At 63.1% G+C, this 21048-nt stretch carries 25 protein-coding genes; 13 read left to right on the forward strand and 12 right to left on the reverse strand.

Going from position 1 to position 21048, the window contains the following annotated elements; translation table 11 throughout:
- Window positions 1–132: 132 nt before the first annotated feature.
- Both HH213_RS28505 and HH213_RS28510 read left to right on the forward strand, forming a co-directional pair.
- Window positions 133–705: a chromate transporter gene (locus HH213_RS28505; RefSeq protein ID WP_169114536.1), complete on the forward strand. Its 573-nt coding sequence runs from the start codon at window positions 133–135 to the stop codon at window positions 703–705.
- On the forward strand, window positions 702–1289 hold the full coding sequence (locus HH213_RS28510) for a chromate transporter (protein ID WP_110849483.1): 588 nt from the start codon (window positions 702–704) through the stop codon (window positions 1287–1289). Before HH213_RS28505 ends, HH213_RS28510 begins: the two co-directional genes overlap by 4 nt.
- 50 nt (window positions 1290–1339) lie before the next feature.
- Here the strand turns inward: HH213_RS28510 and HH213_RS28515 are convergent, their stop codons facing one another.
- The 6 genes from HH213_RS28515 to ssuE all read right to left on the reverse strand — a co-directional run bounded on the left by HH213_RS28515 (window position 1340) and on the right by ssuE (window position 6378).
- Window positions 1340–1906: a YceI family protein gene (locus HH213_RS28515; protein WP_110849482.1), complete on the reverse strand. Its 567-nt coding sequence runs from the start codon at window positions 1904–1906 to the stop codon at window positions 1340–1342.
- A 130-nt stretch (window positions 1907–2036) separates the two neighbouring features.
- Entirely contained in the window at window positions 2037–2864 is an 828-nt protein-coding gene (locus HH213_RS28520) for an ATP-binding cassette domain-containing protein (RefSeq protein ID WP_169114538.1), read from the reverse strand.
- A 9-nt stretch (window positions 2865–2873) separates the two neighbouring features.
- A complete protein-coding gene (ssuC, locus tag HH213_RS28525) occupies window positions 2874–3632 on the reverse strand; it encodes an aliphatic sulfonate ABC transporter permease SsuC (RefSeq protein ID WP_110849480.1) in 759 nt (252 codons plus the stop codon).
- The gene (gene ssuD / locus HH213_RS28530; protein ID WP_217363546.1) at window positions 3633–4778 is read right to left on the reverse strand and encodes an FMNH2-dependent alkanesulfonate monooxygenase; all 1146 of its coding nucleotides are present in this window, start codon (window positions 4776–4778) and stop codon (window positions 3633–3635) included.
- Window positions 4779–4794: 16 nt separating this feature from the next.
- Window positions 4795–5781, reverse strand: a complete 987-nt coding sequence (locus HH213_RS28535) for a sulfonate ABC transporter substrate-binding protein (RefSeq protein WP_110849478.1) — start codon at window positions 5779–5781, stop codon at window positions 4795–4797.
- Window positions 5782–5790: 9 nt separating this feature from the next.
- On the reverse strand, window positions 5791–6378 hold the full coding sequence (ssuE, locus tag HH213_RS28540; protein ID WP_169114542.1) for an NADPH-dependent FMN reductase: 588 nt from the start codon (window positions 6376–6378) through the stop codon (window positions 5791–5793).
- Window positions 6379–6577: 199 nt separating this feature from the next.
- Between ssuE and HH213_RS28545 the strand changes: the two genes are divergently transcribed.
- Genes HH213_RS28545 through HH213_RS28565 form a run of 5 tightly spaced genes read left to right on the forward strand, consistent with a single transcriptional unit; the run spans window position 6578 to window position 11421 of the window.
- Window positions 6578–7774 (forward strand): acyl-CoA dehydrogenase family protein, encoded by a 1197-nt coding sequence (locus HH213_RS28545; RefSeq protein ID WP_169114544.1) that lies wholly within the window; start codon window positions 6578–6580, stop codon window positions 7772–7774.
- Complete coding sequence (locus HH213_RS28550) at window positions 7774–8586, forward strand: methionine ABC transporter ATP-binding protein (RefSeq protein ID WP_169114545.1); 813 nt, start codon at window positions 7774–7776, stop codon at window positions 8584–8586. The genes HH213_RS28545 and HH213_RS28550 overlap by 1 nt, the downstream gene beginning before the upstream one ends.
- On the forward strand, window positions 8579–9271 hold the full coding sequence (locus HH213_RS28555) for a methionine ABC transporter permease (RefSeq protein WP_174864443.1): 693 nt from the start codon (window positions 8579–8581) through the stop codon (window positions 9269–9271). The genes HH213_RS28550 and HH213_RS28555 overlap by 8 nt, the downstream gene beginning before the upstream one ends.
- 8 nt (window positions 9272–9279) lie before the next feature.
- On the forward strand, window positions 9280–10098 hold the full coding sequence (locus HH213_RS28560) for a MetQ/NlpA family ABC transporter substrate-binding protein (protein WP_110849474.1): 819 nt from the start codon (window positions 9280–9282) through the stop codon (window positions 10096–10098).
- A complete protein-coding gene (locus HH213_RS28565) occupies window positions 10099–11421 on the forward strand; it encodes an LLM class flavin-dependent oxidoreductase (protein WP_169114546.1) in 1323 nt (440 codons plus the stop codon).
- Here the strand turns inward: HH213_RS28565 and HH213_RS28570 are convergent.
- A complete protein-coding gene (locus HH213_RS28570; RefSeq protein ID WP_169114547.1) occupies window positions 11406–11780 on the reverse strand; it encodes a YXWGXW repeat-containing protein in 375 nt (124 codons plus the stop codon). The two genes, HH213_RS28565 and HH213_RS28570, sit on opposite strands and share 16 nt — an antisense overlap.
- A 146-nt stretch (window positions 11781–11926) precedes the next feature.
- On the opposite strand from HH213_RS28570, the gene HH213_RS28575 reads away from it, so the two are divergent.
- Entirely contained in the window at window positions 11927–12583 is a 657-nt protein-coding gene (locus HH213_RS28575; protein ID WP_110849472.1) for a hypothetical protein, read from the forward strand.
- A 5-nt stretch (window positions 12584–12588) separates the two neighbouring features.
- Here HH213_RS28575 and epsC read toward each other — a convergent pair whose 3' ends face one another.
- A complete protein-coding gene (epsC, locus tag HH213_RS28580) occupies window positions 12589–13512 on the reverse strand; it encodes a serine O-acetyltransferase EpsC (RefSeq protein WP_169114548.1) in 924 nt (307 codons plus the stop codon).
- 149 nt (window positions 13513–13661) lie between these two features.
- Here epsC and HH213_RS28585 point away from each other — a divergent pair, with 149 nt between their 5' ends.
- A complete protein-coding gene (locus HH213_RS28585) occupies window positions 13662–14846 on the forward strand; it encodes a multidrug effflux MFS transporter (RefSeq protein ID WP_169114549.1) in 1185 nt (394 codons plus the stop codon).
- Window positions 14847–14856: 10 nt separating this feature from the next.
- On the opposite strand, the gene HH213_RS28590 is transcribed toward HH213_RS28585, so the two are convergent.
- Complete coding sequence (locus HH213_RS28590) at window positions 14857–15108, reverse strand: hypothetical protein (RefSeq protein ID WP_110849470.1); 252 nt, start codon at window positions 15106–15108, stop codon at window positions 14857–14859.
- A gap of 121 nt (window positions 15109–15229) precedes the next feature.
- Between HH213_RS28590 and HH213_RS28595 the strand changes: the two genes are divergently transcribed.
- The 4 genes from HH213_RS28595 (at window position 15230) to HH213_RS28610 (ending at window position 19099) form a co-directional block, all read left to right on the forward strand.
- Complete coding sequence (locus HH213_RS28595) at window positions 15230–15697, forward strand: RrF2 family transcriptional regulator (protein WP_110849469.1); 468 nt, start codon at window positions 15230–15232, stop codon at window positions 15695–15697.
- Between the two features lie 88 nt (window positions 15698–15785).
- On the forward strand, window positions 15786–16235 hold the full coding sequence (locus HH213_RS28600) for an META domain-containing protein (RefSeq protein WP_169114550.1): 450 nt from the start codon (window positions 15786–15788) through the stop codon (window positions 16233–16235).
- A complete protein-coding gene (locus HH213_RS28605; RefSeq protein ID WP_169114551.1) occupies window positions 16198–18690 on the forward strand; it encodes a mechanosensitive ion channel family protein in 2493 nt (830 codons plus the stop codon). Before HH213_RS28600 ends, HH213_RS28605 begins: the two co-directional genes overlap by 38 nt.
- Complete coding sequence (locus HH213_RS28610) at window positions 18683–19099, forward strand: hypothetical protein (RefSeq protein WP_169114552.1); 417 nt, start codon at window positions 18683–18685, stop codon at window positions 19097–19099. The genes HH213_RS28605 and HH213_RS28610 overlap by 8 nt, the downstream gene beginning before the upstream one ends.
- 18 nt (window positions 19100–19117) lie before the next feature.
- Here HH213_RS28610 and HH213_RS28615 read toward each other — a convergent pair whose 3' ends face one another.
- From HH213_RS28615 to HH213_RS28625, 3 genes are all read right to left on the reverse strand, one after another.
- On the reverse strand, window positions 19118–19612 hold the full coding sequence (locus HH213_RS28615; RefSeq protein ID WP_110849465.1) for a hypothetical protein: 495 nt from the start codon (window positions 19610–19612) through the stop codon (window positions 19118–19120).
- A gap of 105 nt (window positions 19613–19717) precedes the next feature.
- Window positions 19718–20533, reverse strand: coding sequence for an anti-sigma factor family protein (locus HH213_RS28620; protein ID WP_169114554.1), 816 nt, complete (start codon window positions 20531–20533; stop codon window positions 19718–19720).
- Window positions 20530–21048, reverse strand: a complete 519-nt coding sequence (locus HH213_RS28625; protein WP_169114556.1) for a sigma-70 family RNA polymerase sigma factor — start codon at window positions 21046–21048, stop codon at window positions 20530–20532. Before HH213_RS28625 ends, HH213_RS28620 begins: the two co-directional genes overlap by 4 nt.

The following is a 21048-nucleotide window of genomic DNA, read 5'->3' on the forward strand; positions in this document are numbered from 1 at the left end:
GATCCTTGCGAGAGTGGAGAGGCTGCCGCCCCGATCGGTGATGCGCTCAACGAGTATGGACGACCACCAGACAAAGTCAATGTCAGCCTCCTATCATTACGCAATTAAAAATGTTCCGTTCTATAATGTGGGATGACTGACGAGCGCCCTCGCCCTACTTCCCTGCTGGATCTGTTCATCTCGTTCACCCTCCTTGCGCTGCAGGGATTTGGCGGTGTGCTGGCGGTTGTCCAGCGCGAGATGGTCGAGCGCAAGCGCTGGCTGACGCAGGAAGAATTCATCGAAGACTGGGCCGTCGCGCAGATCATGCCCGGCCCCAACGTAGTCAACCTGTCGCTGATGATCGGCGACCGCTACTTCGGCCTGCGCGGCGCGCTGACGGCGCTGGCCGGCATGCTGTGCGTGCCGCTGCTGGTGGTGCTGGGCCTGGCCGTGCTGTATGCGCAGTACGGTAATCATCCGGGCGTGGCCGGCGCGTTGCGCGGCATGGCGGCTGTCACCGCCGGGCTGATCACCGCCACCGGCGTCAAGCTGGGAGCAGCGCTGCGCAAGCATCCGCTGCCAGTCTGGCTGACCGGGCTGATCGTACTGGCCTGCATGGGCTTCGGCCTGCTGCTGCACCTGCCGCTGGCCTACACGCTGCTGATCCTCGGCGGCCTGAGTTTCGCGCTGACCTGGCGCAAACTGGAAAAGAGCACGCCATGAACGACGCGCCTCTCCACATTGTGCTGACGCTGGCGGACTGGATCGGCCTGTTCGGCCATTACATGCTGCTGTCGTTGATGTCGATCGGCGGTGCGGTATCCACCTCGACCGAGATGCACCGCTACCTGGTGGTCGAGCATCATTGGCTGACGCAGGCGCAGTTCAATAACTCGCTGGCCATCGCCCAGGCCGCGCCTGGCCCCAACGTGCTGTTCGTCGCGCTGATGGGGTGGAATGTGGGCTTGAATGCCGGCAGCTACGCGGCCGCTTTGGCGGGCGTGGCGGTGACCATGCTGGGGATTCTGATACCGAGCACCACGCTGACCTACTGCGCCGCGCGCTGGGGCCACAAGAACCGCGAACTGCTGGGTGTGCGCGCCTTCAAGCAAGGCATGGCGCCGGTCGTGGTAGGCTTGATGATCTCGGTAGGCATCATCCTCGCGTCCGCCGGGGGCGACGCCGCAGCCGACTGGCCGCTATGGCTGATCTCGCTGATCGCCGGCCTGCTGATCTGGCGCACCCGCATCCACCTGCTCTGGCTGCTGGCCGCCGGCGCACTGATCGGCTGGTTCCTGCCGCAATAAAAAAAGCCCGATCCCACGCGGGATCGGGCTTCTCATTCAGCGAGTGCCGATTATTCCTTGATGGCTTCGATCGCGAAGGTCAGGGTCACGTCATCGCCAACGTTCGGTGCGTAGGCGCCGGCGTTGAATTCGGTGCGTTTGATTTTGGCGGTGGCGTTAGCGCCGCAAGCCAGTTTCTTGGCCATTGGGTGGTCAGCGCATTTGAAGTTGGTGATGGTCAGCGTCACTGGCTTGGTCACGCCCTTGACGGTCAGGTTGCCTTCAACGGTCGATGGCTCATCGCCTTTAAAGTTGACCTTGGTCGACTTGTAGGTGATGGTTGGGAACTTGGCGGTGTCCAGGAATTGCTCGCCCTGGATGTGGCCGTCGAACAGTTTCGAACCCGTGTCGACCGATTTAGCGTCAATCGTTGCTTCTACCGAGCCGGTCTTGGCGGCGCGGTCCAGCGTGACCTTGGCGGTGGTGTTGTTGAAACGGCTTTGCTGGTTGCTGAAGCCAAAGTGGCTGTAGCTGAAGCTGGAGAAGGTGTGGTTAGCGTCGGAAACGAAGGTATCAGCAGCGGCAAAGGCGGACAGCGAGAAACCAGCGGCGATCAGCAGGGCAACGATTTTTTTCATTTAGAAACTCCTAGAGTGGTGAACAAGATTGTTCGAGTGAGGACGATTATGCGCGCCACATCTAAAGTTGTAAAACGAAAAATTTACCGCCTTACTATCGATAAAATCGATTGTATCGGGATTATTAGCCTCAGGCAGCCGCTGCGATATTGCTCTCGGCCGGCGTCTGATTCAGGATACGGCCCAGCAAGCGCTGTTCCAGCGCGGCAAACGCCGCATTCCCCCTTCCGCGCGGACGCGGCAGGTCCACTTTCATGTCCAGCGTGATCCGCCCTTCCTCGATCAGCACCACGCGGTCGGCCAGCGCCAGCGCCTCCTGCACATCGTGCGTCACCAGCACGGCGGTGAAGCCGCGCGACAGCCACAGCGACTCGATCAGCTGCTGCATTTCGATCCGCGTCAGCGCATCCAGCGCACCAAGCGGCTCATCGAGCAGCAGCAACTGCGGCTCGTGCAGCAGCGCGCGCGCCAGGGCCACACGCTGGCGCTGCCCCCCGGACAACTCGGCCGGCCAGTCGTTCGCGCGCTCGGCCAGGCCGACCGTCGCCAGCGTGGCCGCCGCCGCGTTCAAGGAGCGCGGCAGGCCGATCGCCACATTCTCCAGCACCGTCTTCCACGGCAGCAGGCGCGCTTCCTGAAACATGATGCGGATGCTGGAAGCCAGATTGCCGGCGCCGACCTGGATGCTGCCCTTGTCGGTGCTCTCCAGTCCTGCAATTGCGCGCAGCAACGTACTCTTGCCGCAGCCGCTGCGGCCGACGATGGCGACGAATTCGCCGGGATGCAGCTCCAGCTGCACATCATGCAGCACCTGGCGCGCGCCGAAAGATTTGCTGACGCTCTCCAGATTCAGCGCCACGCCCTGACGGCGTGCCGCCGGTGCCGGCGACGCCTTGGTCCAGGTCGCGCTCTCGCGCGGCAGCGCGCCGGTATCAAATAAAGCGGTAGAAATGAACATGCGATCTCCTTAACGGTAAGCCGGATTCCAGCGCAGGAAGTGCTTCTCCAATCCGCGCGACACCAGGTCAGCCGCCTTGCCCAGCAAGGCGTACAACAGAATCCCGACCAGCACCACGTCGGTTTGCAGGAACTCGCGGGCATTCATCGTCATGTAGCCGATGCCCGCTTGCGCCGAAATGGTCTCCGCCACAATCAGCAGCACCCACACCAGGCCGAGCGAAAACCGTACGCCGACCAGAATCGACGGCAGCGCCGCCGGCAGAATCACATCGCGATACAGCGGCCAGCCGGACAAGCCATAGCTGCGCGCCATCTCGATCAATCCCTGGTCCGCAGAACGGATGCCGTGGAAGGTATTCAGGTATACCGGGAAGAACACGCCCACCGCCAGCAGGAACAGCTTGGCCGTTTCGTCGATGCCGAACCACAGGATCACCAGTGGAATCAACGCAAGCGCCGGAATATTGCGGACCATTTGCAGCGTCGTATCGAGCAGCGTCTCGGCGCGGCGGAAGCTGCCGGTCAGTAGCCCAAGCGCCAGGCCCAGACTGGCGCCGATGGCGAAACCGCTGATCGCACGCCACAAGCTGGTACGCAGGTGCACCCACAACTCGCCCGACACCGCCAGCGTCCAGAAAGCCTTGGCCACCGCCCACGGTTCCGGCAGGATGCGGCTCGACAGCCAGCCCAGTTGCGACGACGCCTGCCACACCGCGATCAGCAGCACCGGCAATGCCCATGGCGCCCATACACTTTGCTTCTTCATCTACGCGGCCTTCTTCTTGGGCAGGATGTCGCTGGCCATGATCTCGCCGAATGGACCGGTCAGGGATTGTTCGCCGTGGTCCTTGCCCTTGCCCAGCAGCGGGAACACCAGTTCCGCGAAACGATACGATTCTTCCAGGTGCGGATAACCCGAGAAGATAAAGGTCTCGATACCCAGGTCGGCGTATTCCTTGATACGCGCTGCCACGGTTTCGGGGTCCCCCACCAGCGCGGTTCCGGCGCCACCACGCACCAGTCCCACGCCGGCCCAGAGGTTGGGGGATACTTCGAGCTTGTCACGGCGGCCACCGTGCAAAGCTGCCATGCGTTGCTGTCCTACTGAATCCATTTTGGCGAACGACGCCTGCGCCTTGGCGATAACTTCATCATCCAGATTGCTGATCAACTCATCGGCGGCGCGCCACGCTTCTTCATTGGTCTCACGGACGATGACGTGCAGGCGGATGCCGAATTTGACGGTGCGGCCACGCTTGGCGGCGCGCGCGCGGATGTCGTCCAGCTTCGCCGCCACCGCCGCTGGCGGTTCACCCCAGGTCAGGTAGACGTCCATCTGTTCGGCCGCCAGTTCGTGCGCCGGCTCCGACGAGCCGCCGAAGTACAGCGGCGGATACGGCTTTTGCACCGGCGGATACAGCGTCTTGGCGCCTTTCACCGTAATGTGCTTGCCTTCGAAATCGTAACCCTTGTCGCCGCCCTCGCCGGCCAGCGAAGCGCGCCATACGCGGATGAATTCATCCGAGATTTCGTAGCGCTTGGCGTGATCGGCGAACAGGCCATCGGCTTCCAGCTCGCCCTGGTCGCCGCCGGTGACGACGTTGATCAGCAACCGGCCGTTGGAAAGCCGGTCAAAGGTCGATGCCATGCGCACCGCCAGTCCCGGCGTGGTCAGGCCCGGACGGATCGCCACCAGGAACTTGAGGTTCTGCGTCACGTGGATCAGCGACGACGCCACCACCCACGCGTCTTCGCACGAGCGGCCGGTCGGCAGCAGCACGCCGTCATAACCCAGCGTGTCGGCGGCCACCGCCACCTGTTTCAGATAGTTGGCGTCGATGGCGCGCGCGCCCTTGGAGGTGCCGAGGTAGCGGCTGTCGCCATGGGTAGGAATAAACCAGAACAGATTCAGAGACATCGTGACTTCCTTATTGCGCCGCCAGCTGTTTGGCCGGCAGGGTTGCATCCTTGACCGCGATCGGTTTCGGGATCAGTTTCAGATTGGAGAAAGCGTCGGCGACTTTTTGCTGTTGATCCAGCACGTCGGCGCTGATCGGCTTGACGCCGTAGCTGTAGCGCGAGGCAGCCAGCGCCACGATGTCGATATCCAGCCCGGTTTGCGCCGACAGGATTTGCGCCACGTCCTTCGGATTCTTGGCGCCCCACTCATCGACCTTGGCGATTTCTTCCAGCACGATGCGGACGATGTCGCTGTTCTTTTCAGCATAGGGACGCGCGGCCAGGTAGAACTGGTGATTGGCTACCAGCCCTTTACCGTCGGCCAGCACGCGCGCGTTCAGCTGCTTCTCGGCGGCGGCCAGGAACGGGTCCCAGATCGCCCAGGCATCCACGCTGCCGCGCTCAAACGCCGCGCGCGCATCGGCCGGCGGCAGGTAGACCACTTCGATATCCTTGTAGCCAAGGCCCGCCTTCTCCAGCGCCTTCACCAGCAGGTAGTGGACGTTGGAGCCTTTGTTCAATACGACCTTTTTGCCTTTCAAATCGGCCAGGCTGCGCAGCTTGGAATCCTTGTGCACCACAATGGCTTCGCTGCCTGGCGACGGCGGCTCGTTGCCGACGTAGACCAGGTTGGCGCCAGCCGCCTGCGCAAAGATCGGCGGTGCTTCGCCTACGGTGCCGAAGTCCACGCTGCCGACGTTGAGGCCTTCCAGCAGCTGCGGGCCGGCCGGGAATTCGGTCCACTTCACGGTGACGTTACGCGAGGCCAGACGCTGCTCCAGCGTGCCGCGGCCTTTCAGCAGCGTCAGCGTGCCGTACTTCTGATAGCCGATACGGATTTCCTGCCTGGCTGGCGTCTGCGCTTGCGACTGACCCGCACCCGCCGCCATCACGCCCGCTGCAAACAGCAGGCCGAGAGTATGGCGGCGCGAGGCGCGTTTTTGTTCGATGCTCATGCTATCTCCTTAGCGCGCCAGCCGCACGGGCTGCGGCTGCGTGACGAAGACATCATCCGGCTGCTGGCGCAGCGCGTTCAGACATGCCGACAGCGCATCCACGCCGGCCTGTACGCGCCAGGCGATGGCCGGATCAACCGTCAGGCCGCTCACGTCATTCCACACCAGCTGCTGCGAGGTGGCGTAAATACTGGTGAACACCTGGCGCGCGTCCAGCGCGTGCAGCACCGGGCGCAGCGCATAGTCCAGCGCCAGCATGTGCGACTGGCTGCCGCCGGTGGCCAATGGCAGCACCAGCTTGTCCTTCAACCCGTCCTGCGGCAGCAGGTCCAGAAAGGCTTTCAGCACGCCGGTGTAGGAGGCTTTATAAATCGGGGTGGCAATCACAATCGCATCCGCTTCGGCCACGGCGTCTATCGCGCGCTTCAGCGTCAGGTCGGCGAAGTCGGCATGCAGCAGCGCCTTGGCCGGCAGGTCGCGCACTTGCAGCTTGCTGTGACGGTGGCCGAGCGCAGCCAGCTTGTCGCCGACATGATCCAGCAAACGGCCGGTGCTCGAAGGCGCTGCCGGGCTGCCGCTCAGTAGAAGAATGCTCATGGTCCTATCCCCTGTTTTCTTGATGGTGGCGCTTAGCATAAATCCGCCCCATTCAATTCAAAACGAATAGTTTTGCGCTTCTATATGCAAAATCCATAGCATGATTTTTCCGCATAAGGAAAGCCGGAATTCTTCGTGTACTGAGTTTAGGGCGGTCGTCATACTGGCAAGACCGATTTCTCTATTTAGTGGACATACCATGTCTCATGCATTACTTAAACCGTCGTCCACTCACGCCGACGATCCGCTGCAAGTCGCGGCCGAACTGGCGCAGCGGCTTGCAGCAACCGCCAATGTGCGCGACCAGACAGGCGGCCATGCGGCGCAGGAGCGTGAATGGATACGCGAATCCGGCCTGCTGACGTTATCGATCCCCACCGCTTACGGCGGCCAGGGCGCCGATTGGCCGACGGTGTATCAAGTCATCCGCATCCTGGCCCGCGCCGACAGCGCGCTGGCGCACGTCTTCGGCTTCCACCATCTGCAACTGGCCGGGATTCAGCTGTATGGCAGCGTGCAGCAGCAGCGTCGCTTTCTGACGCAGACCGTGGAGCAGAATCTCTTTTGGGGCAACGCCCTCAATCCGCTCGACAAGCGCACCGTCGCCCTGGATGCCGATTACGGCTTCCAGCTGGACGGCATCAAGAGTTTTTCGTCTGGCTCGGTGGGGTCGGACTGGCTGACCATCTCGGCCTGGCACGAAGAGTCGCAGTCGGCGCTGATCGGTGTGGTGCCAACGCGCCAGCATGGCGTAGCGGTGCAAGCCGACTGGGATGCCTTCGGCCAGAAGCAGACCGACAGCGGCAATGTGCATTTTACCCAGGTGTCGCTGCCGTCGACGCAGGTGCTGCAAGCGCCAGGCGTGAAGGCGACGGCGCAGGCCACGCTGCGCTCGCAGGTGGCGCAGCTGATCATGGCCAATCTCTATCTGGGCATCGGCGAAGGCGCATTTGAAGCGGCGCGTGCCTACATCGCCAAGGAGGCGCGGCCCTGGTTCGCCTCCGGCGTGGAGAAAGCCGGCGCCGATCCATTGATCCAGCATCGCTTCGGCCAGCTGTGGCTCAAGTTGCGGCCTGCCTCGGTGCTGGCAGACCATGCGGCGCAGGAGCTGGACCGCTTGTTCCGCCTTGGCGCTGCCATCACGGCGCAGCAGCGCGGCGAACTGGCGGTGTCGGTGGCCGAGGCCAAGGTGCTGGCGCATCAGGCGGGCGTGGATGTCAGCAACGATATCTTCGAGCTGACTGGCGCCCGCTCTACTTCCGCCAAATTTGGCTACGACCGTTTCTGGCGCAACGTGCGGGTGCATACCCTGCACGATCCGGTCGATTACAAAATCCGCGACCTCGGACGCTATGCGCTCGACGGTACGCTGCCTGAACCTACTGCTTATTCCTGATGACTACTACCCTGATTCGCATCGAGCATGCGAGCAAAGCCTTCGGCGACTTTCGCGCGGTGCGCGATGTGTCGCTGGACATCGGCCAAGGTGAAATCTTTGGACTGATCGGCAAGAGCGGCGCCGGCAAATCGACGCTGCTTCGCTTGATTAACCTGCTGGAGCGGCCGGACCAGGGCGCGATCACGGTCGATGGCCGTGAACTGACGTCGCTGTCAAAGCGCGACCTGCGCGACGCACGCGCCAATATCGGCATGATCTTCCAGCAGTTTAATCTGCTGCAGAATGCCACCGTGTTTGATAACGTCGCCTTCCCCTTGCACATCCATGGCGGGCAAAGCAAGCAGCAGATCGCCGCACGCGTGCGCGACTGCCTCGATCTGGTGGGGCTGACCGACAAGACGGACAGCTATCCTGCGCAGCTGTCGGGTGGCCAGAAGCAGCGCGTCGCCATTGCCCGCGCGCTGGCCAGCAAGCCGGCGGTGCTGCTGTGCGACGAGCCGACGTCCGCACTGGACGCGGAAACCACGCGCGCGCTGCTTGGCACGCTGAAGGACATCAATCAGCGGCTGGACGTGACGATTGTGATCGTCAGCCATGAGCTGGACGTGATCGGTGAAGTCTGCGACCACGTCGCGGTGATCGAAAACGGCGCCATCGCCGAACAATTCGCGCTGGACGACGTAGCCAGCCTGGCCGCGCCACGCCACACGACGCTCGGCCGCGAACTCGCCGCCGCCGTCGCCAACCGCGCATCCGCCGCCAACGCGCTGGCGGCCATCGCGCCACTCACGGAGACCGCCCATGTCTGAACTCCTGTCCTCGCTGGGCGCCTCGGCCAACGCCATCTTCGCCATGCTGCCTGAAATGTGGGAAGCGCTCGGCCAGACGCTGGTCATGCTTGGCATCGGCCTGACGGCCGCGATCCTGATCGGCGGCCCAGTTGGCGTTATGCTGTTCCTGGTCGGCGACGGCCAATCGCTGCAAAACCGCCCGGCCGCAATGGTACTGGGCTGGCTAGTGAACACCGTGCGCTCCTTCCCGTTCATTATCCTACTGGTGGCGCTGGTGCCGTTCACGCGTATCATCGCCGGCACTTCCATCGGACCGCTGGCCGCTGCCGTGCCGCTGTCGTTCGCCGCCATCCCCTACTTCGCCCGCCTGGTCGAACAAAACCTGCGCGAAGTCCCGCGCGGCGTGATCGAAGCCGCCCACGCCATGGGCGCCTCGGAATTCCAGATCATCCTGCGCGTGCTGCTGGTGGAAGCCCGCTCCGGCCTGGTGCTAGCGCTCACCGTGCTGTCGATCAGCTTCCTCTCCTACTCCGCTGTGGCCGGGGTGGTGGGCGGCGGCGGCATCGGCGACCTCGCCATCCGCTACGGCTACTACCGCTTCGAAACCGACATCATGGTCGCCACCGTCGCCATCCTGATCCTCATGGTGCAGGTGATCCAGTTCACCGGCAACCGCATCGCAAAACGCATCGACAAACGCTAAAGGAACACATGAACACTCGCCGTCACCTGCTGCTGGCCGCAGTCGCCGCCGCAATCAGCTTCTCCGCCTACGCCAAGGATCCGAAGGAAATCGTCATCGGCACCAGTTCCGGTCCATATGCGGACCAGATCAAACTGGGCATCAAGCCGATATTGGAAAAGCAGGGTTATAAAATCAAACTGGTGGAATTCAACGACTACATCCAGCCCAACTACGCGCTGGCCGAAGGTTCGCTGGACGCCAACGTCTTCCAGCACATCATCTACCTGACCAAGTTCTCGACCGACCATAAACTGGCGCTGTCGGAACTGGTCAAGATCCCGACCGCGCCGATCGCCATCTACAGCAAAAAGCACAAGTCGCTGAACGAAGTCAAAGAAGGCACCACCGTCGCCTTGCCAAACGACCCGACCAACCAATCCCGCGCGCTGGTGCTGCTGGATCAACTGGGCTGGATCAAGCTGCGCGAAAAGACCGATCCGATCAAGGCGTCGGAACGCGACATCGCCGCCAACATCAAGAAGATCAAGCTGCTGCCGCTGGAAGCTGCGCAACTGCCACGCTCCCTGCAAGACGCCGACTACGCCTTCATCAACGGTAACTACGCGCTGGCCTCGGGCCTGAAGCTGAAGGAAGCGCTGCTGACCGAGAAAATCTCGCCGGCCTACGCCAATCTGGTCGCCATCCGTACCGCCGACAAGGACAAACAGTTCGCCAAGGACATCGCCGCCGCCTACCGTTCGCGCGAATTCCTCGCCGTGACCGAGAAATACTTCCCTGACTACGCCAAGACCGATGATCAAGTGGCGCTGGAAAAAACCAAGTAAATGCCGAAATTCATACGCTTCAACGCTTTTCAAATGAACACGGTGAGTCACCAGTCGCCGGGACTGTGGACGCACCCGCGTGACAACAGCCACCGCTACAAGGACCCCGACCACTGGACCGAACTGGCGCAGTTGCTGGAACGCGGCCGTTTCGACGCCATCTTCCTGGCCGACGTGCTGGGCGTGTACGACGTCTTTGAAGGCAGTCCCGCCGCCGCCATCCGTCACGGCGTGCAGGTGCCGCTCAACGATCCGCTGGCGCTGATCCCGCTGATGGCGCAGGTGACCACGCACCTCGGCTTCGGCGTGACGTGCGCGCTGACGTATGAGCATCCCTACACCTTCGCCCGCCGCATCTCCACGCTGGACCACCTGACGCGCGGCCGCATCGGCTGGAACATCGTCACCGGATACCTCGACAGCGCCGCGCGCAACCTGGGCCTGAACCAGCAACTGAGCCACGACGAACGCTACGATCTCGCCGACGAATACATGGAGGTGGTGCACAAACTGTGGGAAGAAAGCTGGGAAGACGGCGCTGTGATCAACGACAAGGAACGCGGCGTGTATGCCGATCCGTCGCGCATCCACCCGATCAACCACGAAGGAAAATACTTCAAGGTGCCCGGCTTTCACCTGTGCGAACCGTCGCCGCAGCGCACGCCGCTGCTGTACCAGGCCGGCACCTCGCCGCGTGGCACGGCGTTCGCGGCCCAGCATGCCGAATGCACCTTCGTTAGCGGTCCAAGCAAAAAGGTGGTGAAGAAGTATGCGGACGACCTGCGTGCCGCAGTGCACGCGGCCGGCCGCGACGGCGACGATCTCAAAATCTACGCGCAGGCGCTGATCATTACCGCACCAACGGCAGCCGAAGCGCACGCCAAACATGAAGAATACAAGCGCTACATCGACATCGAAGCCGCACTGGCGTTGCTATCCGGCTGGACGGGCGTCGACTTCAGCAAGTTCCCGCTGGACGCCACCATCGAATACATCGACTCCGACGCCGGCCGTTCGGCGCTGGCCTCCTTCAGCCAGGCCGACCCGGACCGCCGCTGGACCGTGCGCGAAGCCGCGCAGTTCATCGGCCTTGGCGGACGCGGGCCGGTGCTGGTGGGCGATCCTGCGCAGATCGCCGACCAGCTGGAAGCCTGGCAGGACGACACCGGCATCGACGGCTTCAACCTGGCTTTCGCCGTCGCCCACGAGAGCATGCGCGACGTGGTCGACCTGATCGTGCCGGAACTGCAGCGGCGTGGCCGCTACCGCGAGGAATACACGCCCGGCACCCTACGCGAGAAGGTGTTTCAACGCTCCCAGTGACCGCGCGTCCACTGCCATTCGTTGTGGTGCCATGCCCAATGGCCCGGCACCCAGTAGTGCGATGGACTCGGCGCCACCGTGATCTGCTCCACGATCACGGCTGGCATGGGGCGCGACGGGCCTTGGTACCAGTAACCGCGCTGCCACTGCCAGCCGTGGTCGCGCCAGGCCCAGTGGCCTTGCACCCAGGCGTAGCCGGGAGCCGGCGCCGGCGGCATCACTTCCTGCACCGGGGCCGGCGCATAGCGCACGGTGGTCGGATGATCGTGCACCACAACGCGCTCCTTGACCACCGTGGTGCAGCCACCGAGGCCGATAACCGTGGCGAGAGCCGCCGCATAGATCATTTTATTCGTCATTGTATAAGTCCTCGTTCTTTGTGCGGCGATTGCCGCAACCAGGATCAATAACGCGCGAGCGGCGGAATCTGATGTATAAAGCAGGTTTCGCGCGTAAGCAAATGTAAGCTTGCAATCCCTAGATTGCATGGCAAATCATCTTTGATATGGATAAACCAGCCGATCCCCTGTTGCGCGTGTGCGCACCCATTGATGCTGCCGAATGGGAGCGCATGCATGCCGAAGTCCGCGCCATCTCCGCCGCCAGGCTGGCAATGATGAACGCGCGCTTCGTCAGTCGCGTCATGCGCTACATGCCGAAGCGGCGGCCCAATTCGCAAAAAATCGTTTACGCGCTCGGCACGTTCGGATTGATCGTGTCATTGCTGATGACGCTTATCGGTGGGATTCCCTACAAGGGCTATCGGCTAGAACTGCTGTTCGCAGCGTTCTTTGTGGCGATCATGGTGGTGACCTACTTCGTGCCGGCGATTGAAGCGCTGCAGAAAAGACGCCAGCCGGCATTTAACTTTCGGCTGGCCGGCTTCACCGCCAACCGCGTGCTCAAATCGGCGAAGAAGTCTTTACCCTTCGACGCCGAGTACCAGTTCTTCGACGATAAAGTGGCTTACACGCGCATCGCCAACGACAAGCCGGAACTACGCTGGAAGCGTGCGCTCAAGGGCGTCTACCTGCCGGGCGACGGCTTTACGCTGCTGTACAAAAAGCAGACATCGCAGGAACCCTACGGCATCCTGCTCCACACCTCGCCCGAGGTGTCGGAGCAACTGGAAAGGCTGGGCGTGAAGCGGATGGTGGACTGATTGCCTCAGTCGTTGCGCATTTGCGCCTGCGAGACGTTGCTGGCCGGCGGAACGCTTTGCGTCAGCCACACGTTACCACCGATGGTGGACCCAGCGCCAATAGTGATGCGGCCCAAAATGGTGGCGCCGGCGTAGATCACCACGTCGTCTTCGACTATCGGGTGGCGCGGCACGCCTTTGATCAACACGCCCTGCTCGTCTGCCGGGAAGCGCTTGGCGCCCAGCGTCACATGCTGGTACAGGCGCACGCGCTGGCCGATGATGGCGGTCTCGCCGATCACCACGCCGGTGCCATGGTCGATGAAGAAGCTGGCGCCGATCTGCGCGCCGGGGTGGATATCGATTCCGGTCAGCGAATGGCCAATATCGGAAACCAGACGCGCCAGGAACGGCGAGCCAAGGCGATGCAGGCTATGCGCCAGACGGTAATACAGAATGGCGATGGTGCCCGGATAGCACAGCATGATCTCGGCCACCGAGGTCGCCGCCGGATCGCCGGAAAACGCCGCCTGCACGTCGGACACCAGCAACGCGCGGATTTCCGGCAGTCCGGCCGCAAACTGGCGCGTGATGTCGTGCGCCTGCTTGGTCAGCGCCTCTTCGTTGGGAATCGCCTCTTCCGACGAAAACTGCAAACCGCGCCGCACCTGCTCGGCCAGCCGGTTCAAGGTGGTGTTGAGCGTATCGCCGACAAAGAAATCGATACTTTCGTCGGTCAGGTTGGGACGGCCATAGTGGGTCGGGAACAGCACCGCCTGCAAACCGTTGACGATGATGGTCAGCGCCTCGCGCGACGGCAGTTCGCGCACGCGGCCGTGGTGGCGGATGTTGTGGGTGGCCTCGCGCGAAACGCGCAGCTGTTCGATCACACTGGCCAGGTTCCAGTGCGAAGGCTTGACGGAGGTGCCGTCAAAGGTGTCTATAGTCATAGTGTCTCTAATTCGAAAATCCTGAGCGCAATCGCCCACTGCGCAGCATAACCGCCCGCTGCACGCAAACAAACGAAGGTTTTCGGCCATTCTTATGCGGCAAGCGCATATCGCGTAAAATGCCGGGTCCAACGAACAATACGCTATTCATGAATATTTTGCTGACGCTGCTGCTGGCCGGCCTGACCATGGTCGGACCGCTGGCCATCGATACCTATCTGCCGTCCTTCCCGGCGATTACCGTGGCCTTCAACGCCAGCCCCTTGCTGGTGCAGCAGACGCTATCGATGTTCCTGTTCTGCTTCGCGTTCATGATGCTGTTTTACGGCACCCTGTCCGACTCCTTCGGCCGCCGTCCGGTCATCATCGTTTCGCTGGTGGCCTACATCGCCGCTTCGGTAGTGGCGGCAATGGCGCCGTCGATCGGCGTGCTGCTGGCCTGCCGCGTGGTGCAGGGCCTGGCCGCCGGCGCCGGCTCGGTGGTGGGACGGGCGATTGTGCTGGACCGCTTCGACGGCATCCAGGCGCAGAAAATCCTGTCGCACATCATGATGGTATTCGGCCTGGCGCCGGCGATTGCCCCGGTGCTGGGCGGCTGGCTGCAGGTGAGCCTCGGCTGGCGGTCGATCTTCTGGTTCCTCAGCGCCTTCGGCCTGCTGATGCTGGTGTCGGTATTCCGCGCGCTGCCGGAAAGCCTGGCCGTCAAGGACCGCCATCCGTTCCACCTGGGCGTGATCGCCAAGAATTACTGGAAGGTGCTGTGCCACCACCACTTCCTGCTGCTGGCGGTGGCCGTCGGCATGTGCTTTGCGGGCGTGGCGCTGTATATCGGCTCCGCCGCCTACTTCGTAATGAACATCCTGCACCTGCCGGAAACCGCGTTCGCGTGGATGTTTGTGCCGCTGATTAGCGGCATGGTGATCGGCTCCGCGCTGTCGGGCAAATTTGCGCAGAAGTTCTCGCGCAAAGGCCAGGTGTGGCTGGGCTTTGTGGTCATGATTACCGCAGGCGCAATCAACGTCGCCTATAACCTGGCGTTTGTCGCGGCCATTCCGTGGGCCGTGATGCCGCTGTTTATCTACTCCTTCGGCCTGGCGCTGGCGATGACGCCTTTGTCATTGATCGCGATGGAGTACTTCCCGAACAACAGCGGGCTGGCGTCGTCGATGCAGTCCTTCATCCAGATGCTGTTGTTCGCACTGGTGTCCGGACTGGTGGCACCGCTGCTGTTCGACAGTGCGCTGAATCTGGCTTGGGGCGTGCTGGCCAGCTTGGTGGTCAGCCTGATTGCGTGGCTGCTGGCGCAAATCGGCACGCCAGTGGTCCACGACTAATCACTGCTCCTCAAGGCCACGGCGCCGGGGTCACATCGATATACTGCGCGCCGCCCTGCTCCGGTTCCCGGTCTGCCGGCACGCCGCCGGGGGCCTGGGCCGGATTGCGCAGGCCGAGGATCTCCTTGCGCGACTCCACAAAGTCGGCGCTCGAAAGCGGGTGCTCTTTATCAGGCCAGTTCTCCACTGCCCATGCCTGCAATTGCTCGAACCGTTGCCACAATTCGCCGATAAAGCGGCGGCGTTCATCTTCATTGTCCATAAGGCCTCCCGAGATTCCAGATAACGCCAGTCTGCGGCCATCGCTTCTGCGCGTCGGTACGCAAGATAACTCACTAGCATGTAAAATGGCGCATTAATCTGTCTTAAGTCAGAATCAACGCATGCGTCTCACCTCTTTTACCGATTACTCGCTGCGCACGCTGCTGTACCTGGCGGCCAATCGGGATCGTCTGGTCACCATTCAGGACATCGCCGATCTGCACGTAATCTCCAAAAACCACTTGATGAAAGTGGTGTACCAGCTGGGCTTGGCCGGTCTGGTCGAGACGGTGCGCGGGCGTAATGGCGGGCTGCGATTGGGGAAAGAGCCGAAGGACATCAACATCGGCGCGCTGGTGCGCGCCACCGAGACCGATTTCTTCATGGCCGAATGCTTCGACCGCTCCACCGACACCTGTCCGCTGACGCCGAATTGCAAGCTGAAACACACGCTCAACGACGCCACCCAAGCCTTCCTCAACGTGCTGGATCAGCAAACGCTGGCCGACATGCTGCCGGCCGATCCGGTGCACTCGCAGAGCAAGCCGGTGCGCATCATCCGCAATTCGGTCAAGTCACACAAAGCCTGACGCCAGCGTTCGCCTGAACGCACAAGCCCCCCGCTTGGTTTAGAATATTCTTAATAGCTTTATAATTATCGCTCAATAGGGAGGGGTCATGAAGCATCGCTTTGTTGGTGTCCCGCTGGCGGCTGCAGCCCTGCTGTCCGGCTGTGCGGCAAGTTCCAGCAATCCGGATCAGCCGGCCAGTCTGGCCGGCAGCAGCTGGAGTTTGATGGCGTTTCAGCCTGACGGCGACGGTGCCGCCGTCCGCCCGGCAAGACCAGATCAATATCGACTGACCTTCCAGCCAGACGGCCGCCTGTTGGCGCAGGTCGACTGCAACCGTGGCAGTGGCCAGTGGCAAGCCACGCCGGCGGGCCAGGGCGGCAGCTTGCAGCTTGGGCCGCTGGCGCTGACGCGCATGATGTGCCCGCCCGATCCGGTGGGCCAGCGACTGCCGCAGGATATCGAGGCAGTGCGCTCCTACCGCATCGTCAATGGCCGCCTCCTGCTGGAACTCGGCGGCAATGCGGGCAGCTACACGTGGGAGCGCGCGCAGCAGTGATGGCGCGGCGCCGCACACCCCCCCAACGCCGGCCTCCTCGTTGCGCCGGCTGGCTGCGGCATTGGTGCTGATCATGTGCTGGCTAGCGGGCGCCGACGTTCACGCGGCGCCCGCCGCCACAGCGCCACCGGAGACTGCCAACGCCAGCACTGCTATTGGGCCAATCGCCGTGCCGGACATCCTGGCACGTGCCAGCGACGAACAGCAACAAGTGGAATTTGCCAGGCGCTTGCTGTCCGCGCCGCAGCCGACGGACCGGCTGAGCCTTACCCTCGACGAGATTCTTGCCCCGGTCGATGCCAAGCAGCGCAACGCCAATGGCGCGATGCTGCGGGCGCTGCCGATCATGCGGCTGGAAAGCCTGGCGCGGCACTGGGAATTCGATGAGCGCCGCTTTGCCCGCTGGGAAGCGGACGCGCGCAAGGCGTTCGCGCCGTACGAGCAGACCGCGATGCAGCTGGCGCAGCGCCGCCTGGCGTGGTCGGCCACGCGCGCGGCCGGCTTGCTCGACGGCCTGCCGCCGATCATGTCCGACCGCGTGGACGCCATCCTGGCCCAGATCGATGCGTGCGAGGCCGAGTTGGGCACGGCGCTGGCCCGCCAGTTCGCGCTGAGTGAACGCGCCAACACGATCACGGCGCGCATCCGCGCCGGAAAAGCCGACGTGGCCGCAGCCATCGACGATATTGATAGCCGCCTGCTACGCGTCGATGTGCCGCCGCTGTGGCATGGGCTCAACCTCAATCACAATCCGCAGTCCACCCTCGACGCCGTGGAGCAGGGCCTCGATGTCGAAGTGCAGTTTGCGCACGATTACAATTCAGCCGGCACCGCCAACCAGCAGGCCCTGCACGTGGTGCAGGTGCTGTTGCTGCCATTGATACTCTGGCTGGTGCTGCGCAGCCGCCACGGCAACGCCAGCTTCAGTACGGCGGTGCCAGCCTTGCGCCGCCCGCTCTCCGCCTGGCTGTTGCTGGCCATGCTGTCGGCGCTGGTGTTCGAGCCGGACGCGCCGCTGCTGGTGCAGGAATTCGCACTGCTGCTGGCGCTGGTGCCGGTGCTGCGGCTGCTGCCTGACAACACCAGAGCCTGGCTCGGCGTCCCGCCTTACATCGCGGTCGGCCTGTATGCGCTGGACCGGCTGGGGGTCGCGGCAGTGGCCGATGCCGGCATTTACCGCCTGTTCCTGCTTGCGCTGAACACGCTGGCGCTCTGCCTGACCATCTGGATACTGCGCCGCCCGCCTGCATTGCCCGTCGGCTGCGGCAAGGCGCTGCATTGGCTGCGTCCCGTGCTGGCCTGGGCGGTCCTGCTGATGCTGGCGGTCGCCCTGGTCTGCAACGTCGTCGGCAACACCTCGCTGGCGGAGACGCTCACCAGCGGCGTCATCGACAGCGGCTACATGGCCTTGATGTTGTATGCCGGCGTGGCCGCCTGCCTCGGCCTGTTGCAGGTGATCCTGAACCAGCCGCAACTTGCTGGGCGTCAGTTGATCCACCGGCAAGGACCGGTGCTGCAAGCCATCTTCGAACGCTTGCTGGTGCTCGGCGCGGTGCTCGGCTGGCTGCTGTACAGCCTGCATCGCTTCCGGCTGCTGCGTCCGCTGCAAGGTGCAGGCGCCACCGTGCTGGGCGCCGGCATTGACGTTGGCGAAGTCTCGATCCACCTCGGCGACGTACTGGTGTTCCTGTTCTCCAGCTGGCTGGCGGTGTGGGTCGCCAGCGCGGTGCGCCGGCTGCTGCGCGAAGAATTGCCCGGCCACAGCAAGCTGCCGCGCGGCGTTGGCAACAGCATCGCGTCTCTGAGCTACTATGCGTTGCTGATACTGGGATTGCTGGTGGCGCTGTCGGCCGCCGGCTTCAAGGTCAGCCAGCTGATGCTGGTGTTCGGCGCCCTGGGCGTGGGCATCGGCTTTGGCCTGCAAAACGTGGTGAACAATTTCGTCTCGGGCGTGGTGCTGATGTTTGAGCGGCCGATCCAGCCCGGCGACGTCATCGACGCGGCCGGCATCTCCGGCACCGTGCGCGACATCCGCCTGCGCGCCACCACCATCCGCACCTTCGATGGCGCCGATGCGGTCGTGCCGAATGGCCTGCTGCTGAGCGGCAATCTCACCAACTGGACCATGTACGACAGCAGCCGCCGCTTCGACATTACGGTAGGCGTGGCCTACGGCGCCGATCCGGCGCAAGTCATCGCCCTGCTCAACGCCACCACCGTCGCCACCCCGGGCGTGGAAAGCGAGCCGGCGCCGGTGGTGCTGATGACCGGCTACGGCGACAGTGCGCTCAATTTCATCGTGCGCGCGTGGACTGCCGACTTGAGCCACTGGATGCAGGTACGGGGCGAGCTGCTGCAGCGCGTGCTGGCGGCTTTGCAAGCAGCCGGCATTGAGATTCCCTACCAACAGATTGATGTCAATCTACGTCCCCCACCTGGAGCAAACCATGAATAAAATCGCCCCTTTCCTGACCTGCTTATTGCTGGCGAGCGCCAGCGCCTGGGCTGCCGATCCGGTACGGCACGAACAGCTTGAGCTGGCGCAGGGAGCCCCGCTGAAGAAACTAAGCGGCAAGCTCAAGGGCTATGGTACGGTGGAATATCGGCTGGCGGTACCGGCCGGCGGCGCGCTCGATCTCAAGCTGAAAAGCGCCAACCGCTCCACCAACTTCAATGTCAGCGCCGATGGCGCGGACGAGGCGCTGTTCGTCGGTTCGCGCGACGGCGATCACTTTGCCATGGCCGCACCTGCCGGCGCGGTCTACAAAGTCAGCGTCTACCTGATGCGCAATGCCGCGCGGCGGAACGAGCAGGCCGCCTATGTGCTGGAAGCGAACGTCAGTGCGCCGGCGGCGGCGCGCTAACGGCGGCCTTGACGGCGATCAGAAACGGCGATGGCCATCATCCGCATCGCAGCGGCCGTTGAACTTGATCATGCCGTCGATGGTGATGGCGCCGCTGCGCCGGTTGATCGACAAACGCGGCTGATTGAGGCCGTTCAGGCGAAACTGGCCGCGGATTTCATCATGCCCGACGATCAGGTCGTTGATGTTCCACCAGCCGTTATTGCTATCGCCATGCAGGGGCGGAATCAGGCTTTTCGGTAGCTGGATCTCGGCACGGTCGCCGTGAATCGACACATTGATGGTTGCCTGGAAGTCCGACTTGCCACTTTCCACGCTCTGCTTGGGCACATACTTATGCTGTTGCGCATCCCATTCAAACCCGGAGCGCACTTCCGCCGTCGGCTTTTCCGCACCGCCGTAGCACACCAGTTGAATATCTTCGCCACGGTCGTCGCGATAGCGCTCCTGCGCATTGGCGGCGCCCGCCGCGATCAGGGTCAGCACAGGCAGCAAACACAGGCAGGCCTTCATCGTATCTCCTCGTAGAATCAAGCAAAGCGTTGTTCCGATTATAACTGGACCAACTCAGGCATGACGCACGCTGCACAGGAATATCGGCTACGCACCTCGGTAGAGCTACGGTCTGGGCTCGGCTCGCTCCAATTGTTCGTAGACGCTGGTCGCCACGCGCGCCAGTTCACCCTTGTCCGCGCCGGCCGACAGCGCATAGCCGAATTTGCCGTCGATCCAGTAGAAGACGTTGACCCGGCCTTCCCTGGCAAAGCGGAACCCGGTGTCCTGATTGCGGGTTTGCTCATTGGATACGTATAAAGTCAGGCGACGGCCGGCCTGATCCTGATACATGAACTGCGCCACCGGCCCACTATCACCGGGCAGCAGCCGCCCGCCGATCAGTTCATAGCCCAGCTTGCCGAGACGGGCCGGGCGCACATCGCTGCCCAGCCGCTTCGACAGCCAGGTCACCAGTTGCTCCTCCTGCAGCGCGCCGATCTCGACCGGCCGCCGCATATCCGGCGTGTAGACCGCGTGCGCCACTGCGGCGCGCTGGGCCAGGCCGCCGGCGCTGGCCAGCATGGGCGCGGCATCGTCCGTCACGCGCGCCTGCATCTGCGCCGGCGCGACGATTCCATGCAATCCCCAGCCAGCGACTGCGCCCATAAAGGCGATGGCGACCATGGCCGCCGCGCGCAGCCAGGGTTGACGTTGGCGGTCAGCCTGCGGCCGCGCCAGCATGGCGGCAGGCGGAACCTCATCCCGCACCGGATCAAACAGGCGGCGCAGTTCGTCGTTTTGGGTGACATAGGCGGCGATGCGTGCCGCCTCTTCCGGACGGGCGTTGAGATAGGCTTCGATCTCCGCCATGCGGGCAGCGGGCAGGACGCCATCGACATAGGCGTGCAGTTCGGCTTCGGTAACAGGCATCTGGCTCATTTGACGACTTTCAGCGGCGCGCGCAACGGGCGGCCTTCCATCAGGGCACGCAATTTTTCACGGGCGCGCGCGAGGCGCGACATCACCGTTCCCAACGGGATTTCCAGCATGGCGGCGACTTCTTCGTAGCGCAGCTCTTCGAGTCCGACCAGCAGCAACACGGTGCGCTGGTCTTCCGGCAGCAGACGCAGGGCGGTCTCCATGTCGCGCAATTGCAGGCGCACGGTGGCATCGTCGTGCACGGCGCCGGTATGGGTGTCCGCGTTAAATTCTTCCACCTGCGCCGGATTGCGCCGCAGTTGATCGATCCGCACATTGTGCATGATCGAAAACAGCCAGGCACGCATATCGGTGCCGGCTTGCCAGGACGCGAGGCGGGCCCAGCCTCGCTCCAGCGTGTCCTGCACCAGGTCGTCGGCGCTGGCGGCATTGCCCGTCAGCGCGCGCGCGTACCGCCGCAGGCGCGGCACGCAAGCCAAAAGAAGCGCGTCGGCGCCCGGTGCTTGGTCAGGCAT

The sequence above is a fragment of the Duganella dendranthematis genome (assembly GCF_012849375.1).
Classification (GTDB): domain Bacteria; phylum Pseudomonadota; class Gammaproteobacteria; order Burkholderiales; family Burkholderiaceae_D; genus Rugamonas; species Rugamonas dendranthematis.

What these genes read in the sequence shown, in the direction of transcription:
- ssuC (WP_110849480.1), bottom strand. Translation starts at nt 3,632, where the DNA reads ATGAAGAAGCAAAGTGTATGGGCGCCATGGGCATTGCCGGTGCTGCTG.
- HH213_RS28545 (WP_169114544.1), top strand. Translation starts at nt 6,578, where the DNA reads ATGTCTCATGCATTACTTAAACCGTCGTCCACTCACGCCGACGATCCG.
- HH213_RS28595 (WP_110849469.1), top strand. Translation starts at nt 15,230, where the DNA reads ATGCGTCTCACCTCTTTTACCGATTACTCGCTGCGCACGCTGCTGTAC.
- HH213_RS28515 (WP_110849482.1), bottom strand. Translation starts at nt 1,906, where the DNA reads ATGAAAAAAATCGTTGCCCTGCTGATCGCCGCTGGTTTCTCGCTGTCC.
- HH213_RS28560 (WP_110849474.1), top strand. Translation starts at nt 9,280, where the DNA reads ATGAACACTCGCCGTCACCTGCTGCTGGCCGCAGTCGCCGCCGCAATC.
- HH213_RS28600 (WP_169114550.1), top strand. Translation starts at nt 15,786, where the DNA reads ATGAAGCATCGCTTTGTTGGTGTCCCGCTGGCGGCTGCAGCCCTGCTG.
- HH213_RS28510 (WP_110849483.1), top strand. Translation starts at nt 702, where the DNA reads ATGAACGACGCGCCTCTCCACATTGTGCTGACGCTGGCGGACTGGATC.
- HH213_RS28565 (WP_169114546.1), top strand. Translation starts at nt 10,099, where the DNA reads ATGCCGAAATTCATACGCTTCAACGCTTTTCAAATGAACACGGTGAGT.
- HH213_RS28555 (WP_174864443.1), top strand. Translation starts at nt 8,579, where the DNA reads ATGTCTGAACTCCTGTCCTCGCTGGGCGCCTCGGCCAACGCCATCTTC.
- epsC (WP_169114548.1), bottom strand. Translation starts at nt 13,512, where the DNA reads ATGACTATAGACACCTTTGACGGCACCTCCGTCAAGCCTTCGCACTGG.
- HH213_RS28610 (WP_169114552.1), top strand. Translation starts at nt 18,683, where the DNA reads ATGAATAAAATCGCCCCTTTCCTGACCTGCTTATTGCTGGCGAGCGCC.
- HH213_RS28520 (WP_169114538.1), bottom strand. Translation starts at nt 2,864, where the DNA reads ATGTTCATTTCTACCGCTTTATTTGATACCGGCGCGCTGCCGCGCGAG.
- HH213_RS28570 (WP_169114547.1), bottom strand. Translation starts at nt 11,780, where the DNA reads ATGACGAATAAAATGATCTATGCGGCGGCTCTCGCCACGGTTATCGGC.
- HH213_RS28620 (WP_169114554.1), bottom strand. Translation starts at nt 20,533, where the DNA reads ATGAGCCAGATGCCTGTTACCGAAGCCGAACTGCACGCCTATGTCGAT.
- HH213_RS28615 (WP_110849465.1), bottom strand. Translation starts at nt 19,612, where the DNA reads ATGAAGGCCTGCCTGTGTTTGCTGCCTGTGCTGACCCTGATCGCGGCG.
- HH213_RS28625 (WP_169114556.1), bottom strand. Translation starts at nt 21,048, where the DNA reads ATGCCTGACCAAGCACCGGGCGCCGACGCGCTTCTTTTGGCTTGCGTG.
- HH213_RS28550 (WP_169114545.1), top strand. Translation starts at nt 7,774, where the DNA reads ATGACTACTACCCTGATTCGCATCGAGCATGCGAGCAAAGCCTTCGGC.
- HH213_RS28585 (WP_169114549.1), top strand. Translation starts at nt 13,662, where the DNA reads ATGAATATTTTGCTGACGCTGCTGCTGGCCGGCCTGACCATGGTCGGA.
- ssuE (WP_169114542.1), bottom strand. Translation starts at nt 6,378, where the DNA reads ATGAGCATTCTTCTACTGAGCGGCAGCCCGGCAGCGCCTTCGAGCACC.
- HH213_RS28605 (WP_169114551.1), top strand. Translation starts at nt 16,198, where the DNA reads ATGCGGGCAGCTACACGTGGGAGCGCGCGCAGCAGTGATGGCGCGGCG.
- HH213_RS28590 (WP_110849470.1), bottom strand. Translation starts at nt 15,108, where the DNA reads ATGGACAATGAAGATGAACGCCGCCGCTTTATCGGCGAATTGTGGCAA.
- HH213_RS28505 (WP_169114536.1), top strand. Translation starts at nt 133, where the DNA reads ATGACTGACGAGCGCCCTCGCCCTACTTCCCTGCTGGATCTGTTCATC.
- HH213_RS28535 (WP_110849478.1), bottom strand. Translation starts at nt 5,781, where the DNA reads ATGAGCATCGAACAAAAACGCGCCTCGCGCCGCCATACTCTCGGCCTG.
- HH213_RS28575 (WP_110849472.1), top strand. Translation starts at nt 11,927, where the DNA reads ATGGATAAACCAGCCGATCCCCTGTTGCGCGTGTGCGCACCCATTGAT.